The 16,772-nt window shown below is 42.9% G+C and carries 19 protein-coding genes and 2 pseudogenes; 3 read left to right on the top strand and 18 right to left on the bottom strand.

The window, feature by feature from the left end:
* Nucleotides 1-256: 256 nt before the first annotated feature.
* A complete protein-coding gene (locus A7975_RS34590; RefSeq protein WP_218061031.1) occupies nt 257-1,021 on the top strand; it encodes a hypothetical protein in 765 nt (254 codons plus the stop codon).
* Nucleotides 1,022-1,258: 237 nt separating this feature from the next.
* Nucleotides 1,259-2,281, top strand: coding sequence for a hypothetical protein (locus A7975_RS34595; RefSeq protein ID WP_218061032.1), 1,023 nt, complete (start codon nt 1,259-1,261; stop codon nt 2,279-2,281).
* A gap of 110 nt (nt 2,282-2,391) precedes the next feature.
* On the opposite strand, the pseudogene A7975_RS35040 reads toward A7975_RS34595, so the two are convergent.
* The 15 genes and pseudogenes from A7975_RS35040 to A7975_RS21325 all read right to left on the bottom strand — a co-directional run.
* Nucleotides 2,392-2,754: pseudogene (locus A7975_RS35040) on the bottom strand (tyrosine-type recombinase/integrase); the annotation flags it as partial.
* Between the two features lie 15 nt (nt 2,755-2,769).
* Nucleotides 2,770-2,967 (bottom strand): site-specific integrase, encoded by a 198-nt coding sequence (locus A7975_RS35045; protein ID WP_065386467.1) that lies wholly within the window; start codon nt 2,965-2,967, stop codon nt 2,770-2,772.
* A pseudogene (locus A7975_RS35680) lies at nt 2,918-3,152 on the bottom strand (helix-turn-helix domain-containing protein); the annotation flags it as partial. The pseudogene A7975_RS35680 and the gene A7975_RS35045, both read right to left, overlap by 50 nt.
* 496 nt (nt 3,153-3,648) lie before the next feature.
* Complete coding sequence (locus A7975_RS21270; RefSeq protein WP_065386468.1) at nt 3,649-4,110, bottom strand: hypothetical protein; 462 nt, start codon at nt 4,108-4,110, stop codon at nt 3,649-3,651.
* 40 nt (nt 4,111-4,150) lie between these two features.
* Nucleotides 4,151-4,606, bottom strand: a complete 456-nt coding sequence (locus A7975_RS21275; protein ID WP_065386469.1) for a hypothetical protein — start codon at nt 4,604-4,606, stop codon at nt 4,151-4,153.
* A gap of 202 nt (nt 4,607-4,808) precedes the next feature.
* Nucleotides 4,809-5,486 (bottom strand): hypothetical protein, encoded by a 678-nt coding sequence (locus A7975_RS21280; protein WP_065386470.1) that lies wholly within the window; start codon nt 5,484-5,486, stop codon nt 4,809-4,811.
* A 62-nt stretch (nt 5,487-5,548) separates the two neighbouring features.
* Nucleotides 5,549-5,896, bottom strand: coding sequence for a hypothetical protein (locus tag A7975_RS21285; RefSeq protein ID WP_065386471.1), 348 nt, complete (start codon nt 5,894-5,896; stop codon nt 5,549-5,551).
* A 79-nt stretch (nt 5,897-5,975) separates the two neighbouring features.
* On the bottom strand, nt 5,976-6,176 hold the full coding sequence (locus A7975_RS21290) for a hypothetical protein (protein ID WP_065386472.1): 201 nt from the start codon (nt 6,174-6,176) through the stop codon (nt 5,976-5,978).
* Nucleotides 6,177-6,247: 71 nt separating this feature from the next.
* Nucleotides 6,248-6,643: a helix-turn-helix domain-containing protein gene (locus tag A7975_RS33240; RefSeq protein ID WP_082198360.1), complete on the bottom strand. Its 396-nt coding sequence runs from the start codon at nt 6,641-6,643 to the stop codon at nt 6,248-6,250.
* A gap of 31 nt (nt 6,644-6,674) precedes the next feature.
* The gene (locus A7975_RS21300; protein ID WP_065386473.1) at nt 6,675-7,211 is read right to left on the bottom strand and encodes a GNAT family N-acetyltransferase; all 537 of its coding nucleotides are present in this window, start codon (nt 7,209-7,211) and stop codon (nt 6,675-6,677) included.
* A gap of 129 nt (nt 7,212-7,340) precedes the next feature.
* Nucleotides 7,341-7,964 (bottom strand): hypothetical protein, encoded by a 624-nt coding sequence (locus A7975_RS21305; RefSeq protein WP_065386474.1) that lies wholly within the window; start codon nt 7,962-7,964, stop codon nt 7,341-7,343.
* A 239-nt stretch (nt 7,965-8,203) separates the two neighbouring features.
* Complete coding sequence (gene rlmD, locus A7975_RS21310) at nt 8,204-9,703, bottom strand: 23S rRNA (uracil(1939)-C(5))-methyltransferase RlmD (RefSeq protein ID WP_065386475.1); 1,500 nt, start codon at nt 9,701-9,703, stop codon at nt 8,204-8,206.
* A 256-nt stretch (nt 9,704-9,959) separates the two neighbouring features.
* Nucleotides 9,960-10,868, bottom strand: a complete 909-nt coding sequence (locus A7975_RS21315; RefSeq protein ID WP_176707798.1) for a diacylglycerol kinase — start codon at nt 10,866-10,868, stop codon at nt 9,960-9,962.
* 63 nt (nt 10,869-10,931) lie between these two features.
* A complete protein-coding gene (locus A7975_RS21320; protein WP_065386476.1) occupies nt 10,932-11,714 on the bottom strand; it encodes a sirohydrochlorin chelatase in 783 nt (260 codons plus the stop codon).
* A gap of 12 nt (nt 11,715-11,726) precedes the next feature.
* Nucleotides 11,727-12,017 carry a YerC/YecD family TrpR-related protein gene (locus A7975_RS21325; RefSeq protein WP_053372669.1) on the bottom strand — a complete coding sequence of 97 codons (291 nt, stop codon included), beginning with the start codon at nt 12,015-12,017 and terminating at the stop codon, nt 11,727-11,729.
* Between the two features lie 235 nt (nt 12,018-12,252).
* Between A7975_RS21325 and A7975_RS21330 the strand changes: the two genes are divergently transcribed.
* Nucleotides 12,253-12,786: a hypothetical protein gene (locus A7975_RS21330; protein ID WP_053372670.1), complete on the top strand. Its 534-nt coding sequence runs from the start codon at nt 12,253-12,255 to the stop codon at nt 12,784-12,786.
* A 645-nt stretch (nt 12,787-13,431) separates the two neighbouring features.
* Here A7975_RS21330 and A7975_RS21335 read toward each other — a convergent pair.
* The 3 genes from A7975_RS21335 to A7975_RS21345 form a co-directional block, all read right to left on the bottom strand.
* Nucleotides 13,432-14,427, bottom strand: a complete 996-nt coding sequence (locus A7975_RS21335; RefSeq protein ID WP_053372671.1) for an inorganic phosphate transporter — start codon at nt 14,425-14,427, stop codon at nt 13,432-13,434.
* A 24-nt stretch (nt 14,428-14,451) separates the two neighbouring features.
* The gene (locus A7975_RS21340) at nt 14,452-15,063 is read right to left on the bottom strand and encodes a DUF47 domain-containing protein (RefSeq protein WP_065386477.1); all 612 of its coding nucleotides are present in this window, start codon (nt 15,061-15,063) and stop codon (nt 14,452-14,454) included.
* 221 nt (nt 15,064-15,284) lie between these two features.
* On the bottom strand, nt 15,285-16,358 hold the full coding sequence (locus tag A7975_RS21345) for a DUF3048 domain-containing protein (protein ID WP_065386478.1): 1,074 nt from the start codon (nt 16,356-16,358) through the stop codon (nt 15,285-15,287).
* Nucleotides 16,359-16,772: the final 414 nt, after the last annotated feature.

Genomic DNA, 16,772 nt, shown 5'->3' on the forward strand with positions numbered 1-16,772 from the left:
CGTTAGTATAGAATTCCTTGCGCCGATAGGCTTGTTAATATCCTGCCTTATGCCATCTCCAGTCATCGACGCATTTTTATAAATTTCGACAGTAATGGCATCATATCCTTTAATCTATTGTTGCCTCAAGGTAGAGGTCACGTATAATCAAATCCTCAAAAACAACTACCCGGCACACTACTATGTAGTATGATAAAGGTGAAAATAATGATATTAAATCTGGAAGAAAAACGCCCTGCAAAAGGAGGTGAAACGTATGGCTAAGTATTCGGATGAAGAGATCAGAGGCTTGTCCAAAATTACCATTAAAATTGCAGCAGATTACCTAGGTATATCCCCAAACATGCTGACACTCGGCATGAGAAATGACTTGTTGCCCATTACGGGACCTGGTTTTTCTATTAAGCGAAAACGAGGGATTGGAGGGATCAAACAATTCGACGCACTCCTTGCACCGCAGGTAAATCACACACTGCAGGGTAAACACACTGCAATTGACTTTCATGATGATAAAGAAGCAGTTCAACAAGTCGCACAAGAAGAGCAACCAACTAGAATTGGACCTGCAGTTGTTCCCATCATTGAAGTAAGCTCGTCAAGTGAAGGAGAGGAGGGAAGCGCTTTGCCCGAGTATTCGAATATTGAAATGACTCGAAAGCAATTATACGATGAAATCTGGGAAATATCGGTCGCCGGAGTGGCCAAAAAATACAACCTCCCTTATACCCACCTTATGAAACAGATTAAAGACGCGGGCATTCCGATTCCTCCGTCTGGATACTGGACGAAGCTCAATTTTAACAAGCCTGTAACCAAGCTTGAATTACCGGAGCTGGCAGACGAAATCATTTTGTTATCCAACTCCCGACCTTCTACTTCTAAAGAGAAGCGGCAAAGCTTAACGATTGAAAGCTACAGCAAAGACGAGTTGGAAGCAGGCATCGCAGAAGCATCAACAGCACTCGAAGCTCCTACATTACCAGTGGAAGAGCAGGCTCCCTTCCCTTCTACAACAATGTAGGATGATGCCAGCGAGGTCGCTCAAACAATTGACCTACCAGAAACGTATGAGCAATCCGGACAAACCTTCAATATTTATGACAGAGAGCTTCTATACAATGAAATATGGTTGGCTCCCGTAACCGAAATAGCTAAACGGTATGCTGTCTCGGATGTCGCAATCCGCAAGGTATGCCAGTCGTTGGATATCCCCATGCCTCCAGTTGGGTATTGGGCCAAGCTTCGAGCAGGCAAGCCAGTGCCCCGTACTCCGTTACCTATAACCAACAAGCATACTAAAAAATCAGGGGTGCGAACCGGAGCAGATTACAGTCCACCACTTGAGAAAGAGACACTCAGCTTTTTAAATGAAGAAGATAGAAGTGTTGCTCTTTCTATTGCAACGCAAATCAGACTGCCCGATGAGAACGCCAAAATGCATCCGACAATTGTAGCCCACCGAAAATCAGACATTGATTGGAAGAGAAAACATAGGGAGCAAGAAAGCAAAGGTTATAATAGAAGAGCTATGGATACTCCTCTGTTTCTTGCCGACACGGTTTCTGAAGAATCCTTGCCTAGGGTGTTGCATCTCTTTGATGCGCTAATCAAAGCCATGGAGCCGCTCGAATGCTCCCTAACTAGCGATTTAAAATTTGTTGTCAACGGTGAAACCGTCTCTGTCTCGGTAAGAGAAGCAAAGGACGAAATCCAGCATATTCCTACGAAAGAAGAAAATATACAACTACTAAAGTATGAAGAAGACAAGCGCCGCAATTCCTGGGCGTCAAAACCAAAAATCAGAAAGTATGACTATGTTTACAATGGCCGACTAACCGTTTCGATTAATAGCTCAAAAAGTTTCCGTGATTGTAAATCATACGTCATTGAAGATCGTCTTGGTGATCTCATAATTTCATTGTATGAGGCTTCCGATATACTCAGGCAAGAGCGCGAGGCTCGAGAAGAAGCCGAACGTAAGCGTCAGGAAGAGGAACGTCGAAGAGAGGAACGCCGTCAACGTGTAAATGAAGAGGTTGACCAAACACTTATACTGGCAAATTTATCGGAGGACTACGATGTCGCCTGCAAAAAAAGACGCTACATTGCAGCAGTTGAGGCATCTGAAAACCTTGATTCAAAGACAACGGATTGGATATCATGGGCAAAAGCCAAGGCAGACTGGTATGACCCAACGATTGCCCGTGAAGACGAATTTTTCGGGAAACGCGATCACCAAAGGAACGCTGACCAAAAAAAGCTGGAGCGTAGGTGGTGGTAATGAACGGGAAAAGCAAGTGCCTGCGTGTTCTTCAGGCCTGCTTGCTTTTCCAAGAGAAAGGTACAATTTCACCTCCTCTGAACAACATCCCTTTTTCAATCCAATAACTTCTACTTATGAAATCTCCTCATAGGTGACGATTTCGCATGCTTAGATCGCATCTCCGGCCACCATAAATTCACGTATTTCTTGACTATGTCCTGCGAGGTATTTCCCAAAATGTCCTGCAGGCTGTAAGGATCACATTCATTCATAATATACAGCTTGGCAAAGGTATGCTGGAGATTATGCGGGCTAGAACGTACGTCCTTAATCCCGACCGCTTCCCCATACTTGCGAATAAAAACTTGAACAGATCGTACCCCATGCAAATGTCCATCCAATGTTACGAAAAAGTGCAATGATGGTACTTCTCCTCTGGCTTTGACATACTGAATTAGCAATTTACGGAGATCATCACAAAATGGAATATCCCGTGGCTTCCTACTCTAGCCAATGCCCCCTAGCAACTGGCTTTCCTTCACATCGACCTGGTTCATTTTAAGCTTGGTCAGCTCACCAACCCGCAGACCACAATCCAAAATCAAGGACAGCATGACGAAATCACGGAATCCGGTGAAGGTCTGCTGATCAGGTAAGTGCCTTAGTATATTTGCCGACAGGCACGCTAGAAGCTCTTCGCTCATGGGACTCTTCTTGGGCAGAACTAGCCGTATAAGTTCCGTTCTTCTTACTGCCGCTACGTGCTATTTCTCGTGCGATAGTAGAAGGATGTCGACCCAGCTCACCCAATCTTGCGACATGACCAGCCCAATCGATGCAACGCTTCTAGTTGTCCTCGTTCAATTATGTTAAGATGGAAGTAGCTCATGTTGGTTTCTCCTGTACAAAATGGTGGTGTGGTAACTTCCATTTTACACGAAGCCTTCATGGGCCTTTTGTTTTTCTAGGTGTCGCACTTCATATTACAATTCGTCATTTAAAAAAAGGTGTACTTACTCAAATCCCAAAAAAACATCCATGTTCACGTGGTCACAATCATGAATGAAAATGACAGTGTAAGCCAGAATCTCTCATAAAAAAGCAAACAGTTCTGTCTGATCTTAATCATTTCGGAATGTTGCATGTAATACTGATATTTAAATACTTCTATATTACCTTCATCCACAGGTCTTCAAAATTGAAATTTCCACAAACCAACTTAAAAATCCTTTTTCCGACACATTTATTCCATTATTATACACTACACTATTGACAATTGTCTGTCAGCAAGCGTATGTTCGTATGAAAAAAACTCCACCGCGCGGAGAGGAGGAAGCAGGTAATTATTTTGCCTTAATGAATTATATAAGTCAGTATTTATCGTCTTATACTCTAGGAATTACTGATACAAATTTACTCATGAAATTTCTTCTGTGTTCTTTGCTATGGATGTAAATATCAGAAAACTTACTTCTCCAGGTTCCGTCATAAACACTTGTCTCCTCAATTTTAAACTCTAAATATTCATTCAATTCTTTCCTGTTAATATCAATAGAATATAATGAAAATGGACTTTCCATATCAGGGATAATTATTGAGACCACATCTACAAATGAAAACTCTCGAAGTATTCTCACAGGCTCTCCAACTAATATTTTTTCTATTGTATTCTGAGTAAAATATTCACTATAATCTACCTTAGTGATTTTCGAGTCTTTATTATGGATCAAAAATTCTTCATATGATTTATAAAAGAAAATTGACACTTTCTCTTCCTCTAATGCAACACTTTTTATGAAAGTTCTTCCTGTCAGATTCTCAATGTATCTCTCTAAATATTTATTCATTAATTAGTTTCCCCCTAAAATTAATAAATCAATTTAAAATTCAGGTTTTATTTACTATTTTTGTGCGCCTCTCTATATTAAATTTGTTTAAAATGTCGTAATAGCTAATCAGAGGATCTGGCACAAGATCCCTGCCATACTTATAAGCATTCACTTCACCTTCAAGAATAAATTCAACTGTTGCATCTTCAACATGCATTTCTCTATATAATCTCCTATTCGGATTTGCAATATAATCAAGGTGATGTCCTATTTCGTGATATATTGCAATTTCAAAGAACTCCTCTAATGATAGATGTGCTAATTCAGGAGTTTGACTCTTATTAGGTTCATACATTGGTAAATTATATGCTATGAGTTTTTCATTCAAGTTATAACCCATAAACATTGTGGTCTTCTCATAGTAGTCAATATCAAATTCTATTAGAGGTAGACCTGTATGTCGATGAACTAACATTTTCATTCTTTCTAGGAACTGATCATTCAACAATTCCATTTTGTCCTCCTATTGAAAGAACTCTTTCAATACCCAATTTAAATTAGAAACTTACTTCTTAGAGCATGATCCAACTGAGACAATTGATGTATTTTCCTACTAATGTTGTCTTTAATATAGACTTTCTATCTTTACAAGCTAACTTTTCAGATGTAGTCAATGGTCTGCTAAAATCACATTCCGTTACAGTTAAATCTAAACATCAAATATAAGTAGATAGATTAAATAATTTCGGTTGAGTTACTTTATTACCTTTGGATTTCATATCAAGAAAAAGAAAGATTCTTCCTACATTAGCAAAAACCTTAAAGAAAGTTTTTTGAAAATCACTTGCCATTGATTTAACATGTATTTCAGCAGGTATATAAATACCTGATACCAGCATGTCAGCATCTCTAAATTTATGAAGCCTCGCTGCAACTCGATGATTTCCATCAATGAGTACCTGCAAGTTTGATGGCGAATAATCTATGACTAAAACAGGTTTAGAATTTTTTAATGCGTAAGAAAACCTGTTGGTTTCTAGTCCACTATAATCAATAAACTCATTGAGTTCACCAATTTTGAATTTTTTTCTTACTACTTGTTTTGGGTTGTTTTGTATCAATCGCTGTAATACTGGAATAGACCATGCGAAATCAACTACATTGCCATCTGGAAATATATGTTCCCGACAATAAAGTTCTCCAAGATCAGTTCGAATATTAATTGTTTCTTTGCTATCCAACATTTTCAATAGCACTTCTCTATAAATATTTAGCAGGTTTTGGTACTTCGGATAGTCTTCAAAACAGGGGTCTGAATTACTTTCAATACTATCAATGCTTTTCATAATAGAATGAATTCCGTTTATATTGTTAGCAGATAAACTGAGCATCATTGTGCGATCTCCTATGAGTTGAAATAATTATTATTTTATAGCTGATAAATCGAGTATTTTAACTACTCTGGCAAAAACATATCAAACACAAGAATATCTTTTACACTATTATCCTGAACCGTAACGATAAAATTCTTTTTAATTCTTTTCTCCAAGTTTAACAGTGCATTAGAAAACTCCATAGTAGTGTTGAGTTCTAGAACAACATTCTCAATCTCATCGATGTCCTTATAATGTTCTAGTAATTTCAAAACATATTCTTGGTCATTTGCAAATGCAATGTATTCGGCATTTCTTGCTAGTGCTGCCACACCTACACTATCAATATATGCGGTAGTATTTTTATTAAGTTTTTGCATCATCTCATCCAGAACTCTCGACTTACCTACTTTACCAAGTACAACTCTCATTATATAGGCTCCTTGATGAAACCAATTATTTATCGCGCTCAGAAATAATTTGTTCATCAGTAAATACTAATCACTTTAGCTAGTTCAGACTTAATCCCAAAATTTTTATTTGATTAATAGGAACTTCATCAAACTCGCTTAAACTCTGTAAGACTTCTTGAGTAACCATTGATTCATCATTAATATCTGATTCAATATAAACATTCGCAATGCGATTCTCCATCTTAATTCTACCGATATCTGCAAGAACATTTACTGCATAATGCACCTGAATATTCATTTGACATCCTCCTAAAATGTAATTGAAATCTCCGTTTTATCATTAGTTATAAATCATTGTTCCAAATTTAATTACTCCCATAAACCATCTGCTTCAAATCTCTTTATTAGCCAATTCAAACCTTCTTGTCCTGATAGAAGTGCCATAAAAGCATCTTTTGAATTGGTGACTTCACAGAGCCTTTGAAAACGATCAATTTTCATACTTTTGAAATTATTTTCGTATTTACTGATATCACTTCGTGAACAATCTAACTTACTTGCTAGTGATTCTTGAGATGAATTTGCTCTCTTACGACACGCCTTGATAATTTTAGGCAAGTAATGTTCCAGATCTTTTATTGTTGTATGATTAACCGACTTATAAATGGCAATAAACTCATCATCTGTATTCGAAAGAATTCTATTGATGTTGTCTTGATAAATTTTGCTGTCATTCTGTACATTATCAGAAATTTTATTCATCATTTCCACCTTCAAACTTTAATTAAATCAGTTTTTATTGCTTCAGCGTCAATTCTATCAAGCCTGTGGATTCGTTAACTTCTAAACCATTTTTCTTATAAAAATGATTTTGTCTGTCGATGTGTCCACTATCTACTGAGGACAAATTTCCAGTAATTTTGCTGATATTCTTATTAAGAGCTATTTCTTTAAGTTTATTGATAAGAATTGATCCATATCCGTTATTCTGATTCTTTCCAAAAATAGCTATGTCAACTATCTGGATGTTGTCTTGACGTATTGAAGCGTATAGTTTTGGATCTGGGATTATAACACCCTTGGATGTGATCACTCTAAGGCGAACATCAATTGAAAACTCATCAAAGTCTGATATACCATGCATATCCTGAAAAAGAATAATTGTTTTATGTTCATCTATAAGTATTTCTAGCACCATATTCTCATTATTAACAAGATCACTTGTTTGACATTCTACTTCATAACTAATATCATTCTTTTTTTGAAGTTTAACTAAAGCAACTCTATTTTGAATTTTTTCCAAATCTTTAAAAATACCAAATATTTTGATCACATCCTTTTATATATCCTACGAAATCCGTGTTTTATGGTAATAGAACTTTCTCATTCCTTGTGAAATCCCATCTAGATAAAATGGGATCAAAAGCAACTACACATGGGTAATCTTTATAATTCAAGAATTCTATTTATAGACTGTACCAATAAAATCAATTTGTAATTCAAGTTGAAGCTTATTTATTCTATCAATCATGTCTCGTGATTGTTTATCTATTACCTTGATTAATCCTGATATTTCATTATCAGTGCGTCCTCTTTTTTCATCATACCATGATTCAAGTGTTACGAGATTTTCACCTACTTCGGTACTTAAGCTATAAATAAATTCAACTTCAACTGAGTACTTTTCAAGAATTACTAATCTTTGCTTATGTTTAACTGCCATTTTCAGAGTAGAATCATGCAAAGTATCGGTTACCTTTTTAAAGTGTTTCATAAGTGAGGGTAAATCAGCTTTATTATTCATAAATAATTCAATAATACTTTTAATGCCCATTATTTCTCTATAGCTGTCTTTCACTAAACTTAATACTTCGATCATATCGTCAGCAGTCTTCAGGTTTAAATCACGCTTAAACTTTTCTATATCGTTGCTTCTACTTCGTTTCTGTGCTCTATTAACGTTGTAAATAGTAAAAAATAAGGTGAATATTGCCAGTACAAAAGTGAATAACTGAACAAGTTGTATTGTTTTTGTTAAAACTATTGGATTAAAGCTCCCGATGTATTCCTTGATGTAATCAAACAAAAAGATCCTCCTTTTAAAATCAGACTTTCATTCGGCTTCGTCTTCAAAGAACAAATCTCCTATTTGGAAATGATATACTCTAAAACGGTTATATTATTGTATAGTTCATAAATTTCATCCTGATGATTGTTGAAATCTGTGCCTTATAATAATCATACCAATATCCACCAAAATAGTATATCAGTGAGTCGAAGAATGCAGAAAAAAAGAACCTCCTGTTTAGGAAGTTCTCCACTTTGTTATTTGATTAGAAGCTTAGCACAATCCTCCCGATATATCCTTACCACGCACTCTACATGTACCGTATGCGGAAACATATCCACCGGTACCACCTCAACCGTCCTATACCCGCCGTCCTCGAGCACTCGTAGGTCCCTTGCCAGCGTAGACGGATTGCAGCTCACATAAACGACCCGCTCCGGCTGCATAGCCAGAATCGTCTCGAGCAGCGCCGGGTCGCAGCCTTTGCGAGGCGGATCGACGACGATTACATCCGCCGTAATCCCTTCCTTGCGCCAGCGAGGTATTACAACCTCCGCAGGCCCTGCTTCAAACGACGCGTTTGTGATGCCGTTCAGCTCAGCATTGCGCGCCGCATCCTCAATCGCTTCCGGCACAATTTCCACGCCGTAGACGCGCCCCGCCTGACGAGCGAGGAACAGCGAGATCGTTCCGATGCCGCAATAGGCGTCAATAACGGTTTCCGAGCCGGTTAAGCCTGCATACTCCACTGCTTTGCGATATAACTCCACCGTCTGCATCGGGTTTACCTGATAGAACGATCGCGCCGAGATAGCAAAGCGAATGCCGTCGAGCTCATCATAAATGACCTCATTGCCCCATAGGACGCGAGTCACATCGCCAAAAATAACGTTCGTGTCGCGCTCGTTCACGTTCTGAACGATACTCTTCACGCCCGGCAGCTCCTCGCGGATACGCTGGACCCAGCGGTCCGCCATCGGCAGCTTCTTGCCGTTGGTCACAAGCACAACCATAATCTCGCCGGTCACTACGCCGGTCCGCGCCATTACATGGCGCAGCACGCCGCGGCCGGTAGCTTCGTCGTAAGGCGTAGCACCGAGCTCGCGCCCGATGCGCTTCACGACGCGAATGACCTCGTCATTGTGCTCATGCTCAATGAGACAATCGTCCATATCGATAATTCGGTGACTGCCGCGCGCGTAGAAGCCTGCGATCAATTGCCCATCATCGGATCTTGAGCCTACTGGTACCGAAGCCTTATTCCGGTAACGCCAAGGCTCGTCCATGCCAATCGTCTTGTGCACAACAATGCCCTCACCCTCAGCATTGCCTTCTCCAACCACATTCAGCTTCCCGATGCGCACAAGGTTATCCACGACATGCTGCCGCTTCCACTCCAGCTGCGCAGGGTAGTCGAAATGCTGCAGCTGGCAGCCGCCGCATTCCTTATAAATATCGCAAGGCGGCTCCACGCGCGATGGACTCTTAAGCACCAGCTCCTCGAGCCGTGCATATCCATACTGCTTCTTCACTTTCATGACCTTCGCTCGCACGCGTTCGCCAGGGAGCGCACCCTGAATAAAAAGGGTAAAGCCGTCAGCGCGGCCTACCCCTTCTCCGTCATGTGTCAGGCCGATTATATCGACGGTGACCTCTTCATTTTTTTGAAAAGGCGCATCTACCGGAATCGCCGCTGCATTCGTCCCCGCCGCGCCGCGTGATCTTCCTTTGCCGCCTCTGCTTCTACCTTTATTCATAAACTCTCTCCGCTCTATCTTCAATGCTGTTGCTTTTCATTTCTTATCCATCGCTCTGTTTCCCTATTGCACTGTTGCTCTGTTTCCCTATTGCTCTGTTTCCCTATTGTTCTGTCTCACTATTGCTCAATTTCACTATTGCTCTATTTCACCATTGCTCTATTTCAACATTGCTCTATTTCAATATTGCTCTATTCACTAATGCGCTATCACTCTTATAGCACCATTATTCCCTAATTTCCCAATTCATCCGCAGCTAGCGGTACGTAGACTCCCCTGTTTCATCCGCAAAAATACGCAAATGCGACGGCAGCACCGAGAACGTGCAAGGCAGCACGCCGCCATACTCGCCATCGAGGTTTATTTGCACGTAATCGGGCGTAGTCACTCTCAGCTCATCCGTCCGGAAATGGATAACATGCGGGTCGTTCAAATGCTCGCCGCGCAGCGCTAGCGTCACCAGCTTAATAAATTCCGGCAGGTTGCACTTGCGAATAAGCAAAACATCCAATAAGCCGTCATCCAGCTTGGAGTCTGGCGCCAAACGCTCGAAGCCGCCAACCGAGTTGCTGTTGCAGATGAGGAACATCATGAACTCGTCATGAAACTCGCCAACGCCTGCCGCTTGGAAAGTCAGCTCGGTCGGGCGAAGGCGGGTCATTTTCTCCATGCCCTTCATATAATAAGCCAACTGCCCGATCATCGTCTTCAGCTTGCTAGGTACATCATAGGTCAGCTCCGTCAAGGAACCGCCCCCGGCAATGTTGATAAAATAACGCTCATTTGCCTTACCGACATCAATCGGCCGCGTATACTGTTGAATGATCAGATCGACCGCATACTCCCAATGCTTCGGAATGCCCGTTGCCCGAGCAAAGTCATTGGTCGTCCCCACCGGCAAAATACCAAGCGGAGGACGGTTAGCCTTAGTCGCCAAACCATTGATAACTTCATACAACGTCCCATCGCCGCCCGCTGCAATGATCATATCATACCCGCGATCCGCTGCTTCCGCTGCCGCAAGCGTCGCATCCCCTTCGCCGATCGTCGCATGACAGCTTGTTTCGATGCCGCCCTGCTCAAGACGCTGGAGAATATCAGGCAGACGCTTCTTCATTTCTTCTCTTCCCGATGTCGGGTTATATATCAGTCTCGCCCGTTTGATTGCCATCTTGGCTCACTCCTAACCATCCAATCAACCCATCGTAATCAGACATGCACATGTCTTCTACTCTTCATTCAAACTTTGCAATCCGTTGTACATCTGACGCTCCAGCCATCTCTCGATTGCCGAATGAGGCAGCATCGCTCTGCCATTATATCGATACGTAAGCCCAGTAAGTCGGGTCGGAATAACATGGTTTGTAAAATAGCCCTGGCTTAGGAACAGCGGCACTACGATAACCGCTTCCTCGGGATTAGCAGCCTGCATAGCTGCAAGCTTAGCCGCTGCCTGATCAGGCAGAAGCATTGCATATTCCGCACGCTTAAAGCCGCCAAGCACGCGGAGACGCATCCCAAGCTTCTTTAATCCTTCTTGCCAGCGCTCATGGAATACTTTTTCCTTGCTCCCATGGCCAATAAGCAATATAGCTTCCTTGCCTGGCTCTGAAGACAATTCTGCAATATTTAAAGCAAGCAGCTCTGCGATTTCCGGATCGTCATCAATTGGCGTCCCATAATGAACCTTAGCGGCTACGCGGAACGTGCCAAGATCGCCTTCTAAATCCGATACCCACGGAAAACCAAACGCTTGCCCGATTTCATCCACATGCGTGCTGCCTGACGAAAGAAATAACGGTACTACGAACATAGCTGTAACGCCCTGTTCTTCTAGAGCATCGATTCCATCCTGAATAAGCCGTCCCTCAACAATTTCAAGAAAGGACGACACGATTGGTACATTAGATAAACGCGGTGAAGCTGCCGCAGAAGCAATTGCATCGTCGACAAGCTGTACCCACGCGGTTTCCCTGGAGCCGTGACTAATAACGAGAATACCTGGCTTCATCGGAGAAGAAACCTACCTTCCGAGACGCTCTAAAGCCATTTTATACCCGTCATTGCCGTAGTTCAAACAACGCTTCACTCTAGAAATGGTTGCCGTGCTGGCACCTGTCTCCGCTTCGATTGCATTGTATGTACTGCCCTTGCCGAGCATACGCGCGACCTCGAGCCTTTGCGATAACGACTGAATCTCATTTACGGTGCACAAATCGTCAAAAAACACATAACATTCCTCAACTGATTTCAATGTGAGAATCGCTTCGAATAATTGATCTATTGCTTTATCGTTAAGTTTTTTAAGCTGCATACGCATTCACTCCTATTAAAACTAATGTAACTATTGTATCTTTTTTAACCGTTTTTTTCAAACATTACCGTATTCACGCTTTACAGAACGGAAGGCGGAAGCCGTCGATTTTTCATGCGATGGCCAATACAAGCACAGGGCATTTATCTAGAAAAAATTCCGCACTCGGGACATTCGTCCAATCCTTATGTTCGCCTACCCCATAGACTATTATAAAAGAAGGGTTGTGATCCGTGTGAATTATCGCAATAACCCCGGTACCGGCAACCAGCATTACGATTGGCACGGCGGCCAGCGCCTAGCGGACCAGCCAAGCAAATCGTCTGGGGCAAAGTCTTCCGGCTTCAGCTTTGCCGCAGACTTGCCAACCATGCCGCCGGCAGTATCGACGCCGCAAGCGCAGGATATCCTGCCCGCCGTCGTACCGCAGTCAACAACTGAGCTAATCGAAACGACCGCCACTCCCAAAGCAGGCGGCTTCTCCCTTGCCAATCTCGCCAACTTAGGCGAAATCAAAGGTTTTGTCGACCGTATTGGCGGCATCGACGGTATCCTTACAACCGTTACGAAAGTGCAGAAAGTCATGTCGAGCGTCTCTCAAATGGCGCCTCTAGTCAAAGTGTTAATGGGCTCCTTCAAAAAAGACAAATCGGACGACGATGATGAAGTCGAGTGGAAGCCAAAACGCCGCAAGCGCCGCAAGCCTGGCTCCGGCTCTGGTTCAGGCAATGGCAAAACTCGCCGCCGTACGCCAAAGCGCCGTCGATAATCCATTACATGACACACACCCTGATTGATGTGCATAAGCGCAGCGATCAGGGTGTGTTCATTTCATCCACAGCTGTGGTCCAATTGTGCATAAATCGAATTATTCTGACACTTTATTTATTTATGCACAATTTCACACATCCGTTTAGAAGTTATCCGGTTGTGGATAACGCCAACACCTCGGATATCCACAGCATTTATTGCTTTTAGCGCATCGGAAATCAATTCGCCTGTGCACAAGTGCAACCTTCGACATCGTTCGGCAGCCTCCACAGGCCATCTCATGCACAGCTGTTGCTTCAATGTGTATATCCCGCCCGGAAAATGTATGATTACGAGCCTAACCTCGAATGTATCCACAAATTAAGCGCGTTCCGCCCCTCAATTGGTTTTCTTTTCGATAGCTTAAACATTATACACCATCGAGCGGCATACAAAAGTGTTTTCATGCACAACTGTTATTAATGATGTGCATACGCGCAAATTTCGCCGCGTTTCGCCACAGGTTGTCCACACCCATTCCCTTTTCAGCGCTCTCCAAATGGATGAGTAGAGAACACAAAAAATAGTGAGAAAAATCTCATTCCCCATGAACCTAAGTTCATGGCGAGTGAGGTTTTCCTCACTATCTCATTGTCACTCCATCTTATAGAAAGAAGAAGTGAATAATCCAATAGAAGAACATCGCCATCAAAACTGTAATAGGAATCGTGATAATCCAGGCAACGACGATCCGGCCTGCCACTCCCCATTTTACACCAGAGAAGCGTTTTGCACTACCTACACCTAGAATGGACGAAGTAATAACGTGAGTTGTACTAACAGGCAAATGAATCATCGTAGCTGTCAGGATTACGACCGCAGAACCGATATCTGCTGCGAAGCCGTTGATCGGCTCGATTTTGAAAATCTTCGTACCCATCGTCTTGATGATTTTCCATCCGCCTACCGAGGTACCAAGCGCCATTGCTGTCGCTGCGGAAATTTTAACCCAGAGCGGAACGTCCATCGTCGTCTGAAGGTCGGAAGCAACTAGGGCAAATACGATAATGCCCATCGCTTTTTGAGCGTCATTCGTACCGTGCGAGAACGATTGGAAAGCAGCCGTCAAAATTTGGCCAAACCGGAAGCCTTTATTCACTTGATGCGGACTTGATTTGGCAAATATCAGCTTCAATATCCACATGATGATAAAACCGGCAGAGAAAGCGATCAACGGTGAAAAGATCAACGCTTGAACGATTTTAATTAGACCGCCGGAATTAATGGCACTCATGCCTGCCCCGCCGATGACTGCGCCTGCAAGAGAGCCGATCAAAGCATGCGAGGATGAGGAAGGAATACCAAACCACCATGTAATCAAATTCCAAGCGATTGCCGAGAGCAGCGCGGCGATAACGATTGGAACGCCGTGCTCCAGCTCAGCCGGATTAGCGACGCCTTTACCGATTGTAGCCGCAACGCCCGTAAACGTAACCGCGCCAACAAAGTTCATCACGGCAGCCATAACGATTGCGACGCGAGGCTTTAACGCCCGCGTGGATACGGCTGTTGCTATCGCGTTCGCCGTATCGTGAAACCCATTTATAAAATCAAACGAAAGCGCCAAAAAGACAACAATCCATAGTACCATTAAATCCATTGTGAAATACTCCTACTCCCCAGATTAGCTGTTACGCATAATGATCGATTCCAGCGTATTAGCCACATCTTCGCAGAAGTCGGTCGTTTGCTCCAGCATCTCGTAAATCTCTTTGCGCTTCATCAGCTCAATAGGATCTTTGACATTTGTAAATAAGCTCTTGATGCAGACCCGAAGCAGGTCGTCCGCTTGATTCTCAAGCTCGTTAAGTGCAATATTCGGCTCGCGGATCGCAAGCAGCTTACGCTCTGTCAACAAATAGATTGCCTTCTTGATTTGGTGAGACGAACGAACAAGAATGTCGCCGAATAGCGTTATGTACTCATCCTTTTCACGAATGTTGTACATTTCAAACCGGGACGCGCAAGCTTCAATGCCGTCAAGCACATCATCAAGCGAAGTCGTAAGGGCCATAATATCTTCGCGCTCGATCGGAGTGATGAACGTTTTGTTCAATTCCTTCAAAATCGTATGCACGTATTTGTCGCATTTGCTTTCGTATTCCTTCATGGTCTTAGCGAAAGCCGATACATCCGATAGATCTGAAAGGCCTTTGGCGAAATACTCAACTGCCTCTACGATGGCGTCAGCCATTTCTTCGAACGTCTTAAAGAAAATATCCTTTTTCTTGAACATCGTAATCCCCTTTATCCGACTTGATGTTTAGGCGTACTGTTATGAGCCCACAATATCTTAACATAGTTTACATGCGAATTGTTAAGAGAATGTAAAGGTTTTAAGAAAACTTAAAAATTTTCGAAAAAAATATAAAAAAGACACAATCCTGAAACAAGATTGCGTCCTCTCTATCCTTGGAAGCTCATCCGTTAACGTCTGTTAACAGTGTTTCCAAAGTGTTAGTTTTGTACCCACGTGACATGTCCTTCGAATGTCGGTTTGTTCGGCACGATATGGAAAAAGGTTTTGCCCGGAACAAATGGAAGCTCTTCCCCGTTTTTCACAATTCTGATCATGCCATCGGGAGCGCGCACCCATTCCGCTTCGATCGCTTTGCCCTTTTGGAACAAAATCGCCGAGCCACCCTTATTGAGGTCAACAGATAGCCGCCCTTCATTATCCAGCGTTTTGTGATCCGCGCCAAGCACAACTAGATTCGTTCCCGAAAGCTGCTCGTTATTGTTCATATCGATATGCGGCTTATCGCCGATTGAGCGCTTATACAATCCCGCTGCTGAATCATATTTATAGCCCACATTGTAATTTTTCAGCAAAAAAGATATCGTAATATCGCTAGCCGGAACACCTGTCTCCGTCGAGCCCGCTTCCGCAAACGTATACGGCGGTACCTGCTTGTCCATGCTGTATTTTTTCTTCTCGGCACCCGTACGAAGCTTCTCTAGGCTCGAATAGAGATTATGCGGCGCCTTCCGCTCCTTGCTTCTCCAGAAATAGCTGCCCGCATTCGAGATTTCGTCCAAATAAGGCTTGCCCTGCCGCTGTAAAATCGCATAACCGTCGTTGCTCGCGCCAGCGTGAGCAAGCACCGCTCCGAAGCTGTCACCAATATCGATGAGATATGGCCTAATGCTGCGAATCGGTCCGATCGTGTCCGTTAATGCGCTTGTGCTCTGGAATACGGCGATCAGCCTTGTAATGCCGCCTTCCGCAAGCACTTCCCAAATGACGTCAGCGTTAGTCAGCCCCGATTGCGGACGAGCTGCCGCATAATTATTGATCATGACGACGATTGGCCGTGCTGTTGCCGCATTCTCCAGCTTTAGTCCCGTTAACGGAGCATCATAAGGAAGCGGAACGGACGTAGTTACGGGCTCTGCCGTGTTAGTCGGATCATTTGTTTCGCCGGTTTGCTGCGGGGATTCGTTATCCCCCTTGCCTCCGCTGCATGCCGATAGGATGAGAATAAGCGACAATAATAGCAAAACTGCCGATTGTTTAATGGTTTTGTTCATGCGTTAACCCTGCCTTTTCCCGCTACGCGCAGCTTGTATTCGTTTACACTTAACTTCCATTTAAACACAATTTCTGACGGTTGTCTCGACAATTAAGTTGCTTTCTCGGTTACAAAACCCATAAAATGCATATCTTATCCCTATCTCCCAGCAGGAATAAGATGCCGTTATTCACGGAAATGACGTCCATTTTCATATTAAAGCTAGTTATAAAGCCGAGATGTACGAATATTAAACGCCTACTTCTTATAAGGAAATGACGATAATCGCGGAGGATACAATCAAGGAGCTAATTTTGAATACGTATGAGGAAGGCTTAAAAATCGGAGTTGATCCTTATGTGCATGGGCACAAGCTGCGCCTCATGCATCCTAAGCTGTGGAAGCCGCTTTACGATTAAGGTAGATATCCCGT

It is taken from the genome of Bacillus sp. FJAT-26390 (assembly GCF_001682865.1).
Taxonomy (GTDB): Bacteria; Bacillota; Bacilli; order Paenibacillales; family Paenibacillaceae; genus Pristimantibacillus.

Excerpts from the sequence above, each read along its gene's own strand:
- A7975_RS34590 (WP_218061031.1), top strand. The coding sequence starts at position 257 with ATGGCTAAGTATTCGGATGAAGAGATCAGAGGCTTGTCCAAAATTACC.
- A7975_RS35045 (WP_065386467.1), bottom strand. The coding sequence starts at position 2,967 with ATGAGCGAAGAGCTTCTAGCGTGCCTGTCGGCAAATATACTAAGGCAC.
- A7975_RS21270 (WP_065386468.1), bottom strand. The coding sequence starts at position 4,110 with ATGAATAAATATTTAGAGAGATACATTGAGAATCTGACAGGAAGAACT.
- A7975_RS21275 (WP_065386469.1), bottom strand. The coding sequence starts at position 4,606 with ATGGAATTGTTGAATGATCAGTTCCTAGAAAGAATGAAAATGTTAGTT.
- A7975_RS21280 (WP_065386470.1), bottom strand. The coding sequence starts at position 5,486 with ATGATGCTCAGTTTATCTGCTAACAATATAAACGGAATTCATTCTATT.
- A7975_RS21285 (WP_065386471.1), bottom strand. The coding sequence starts at position 5,896 with ATGAGAGTTGTACTTGGTAAAGTAGGTAAGTCGAGAGTTCTGGATGAG.
- A7975_RS21290 (WP_065386472.1), bottom strand. The coding sequence starts at position 6,176 with ATGAATATTCAGGTGCATTATGCAGTAAATGTTCTTGCAGATATCGGT.
- A7975_RS33240 (WP_082198360.1), bottom strand. The coding sequence starts at position 6,643 with ATGATGAATAAAATTTCTGATAATGTACAGAATGACAGCAAAATTTAT.
- rlmD (WP_065386475.1), bottom strand. The coding sequence starts at position 9,703 with ATGAATAAAGGTAGAAGCAGAGGCGGCAAAGGAAGATCACGCGGCGCG.
- A7975_RS21320 (WP_065386476.1), bottom strand. The coding sequence starts at position 11,714 with ATGAAGCCAGGTATTCTCGTTATTAGTCACGGCTCCAGGGAAACCGCG.
- A7975_RS21325 (WP_053372669.1), bottom strand. The coding sequence starts at position 12,017 with ATGCAGCTTAAAAAACTTAACGATAAAGCAATAGATCAATTATTCGAA.
- A7975_RS21335 (WP_053372671.1), bottom strand. The coding sequence starts at position 14,427 with ATGGATTTAATGGTACTATGGATTGTTGTCTTTTTGGCGCTTTCGTTT.
- A7975_RS21340 (WP_065386477.1), bottom strand. The coding sequence starts at position 15,063 with ATGTTCAAGAAAAAGGATATTTTCTTTAAGACGTTCGAAGAAATGGCT.
- A7975_RS21345 (WP_065386478.1), bottom strand. The coding sequence starts at position 16,358 with ATGAACAAAACCATTAAACAATCGGCAGTTTTGCTATTATTGTCGCTT.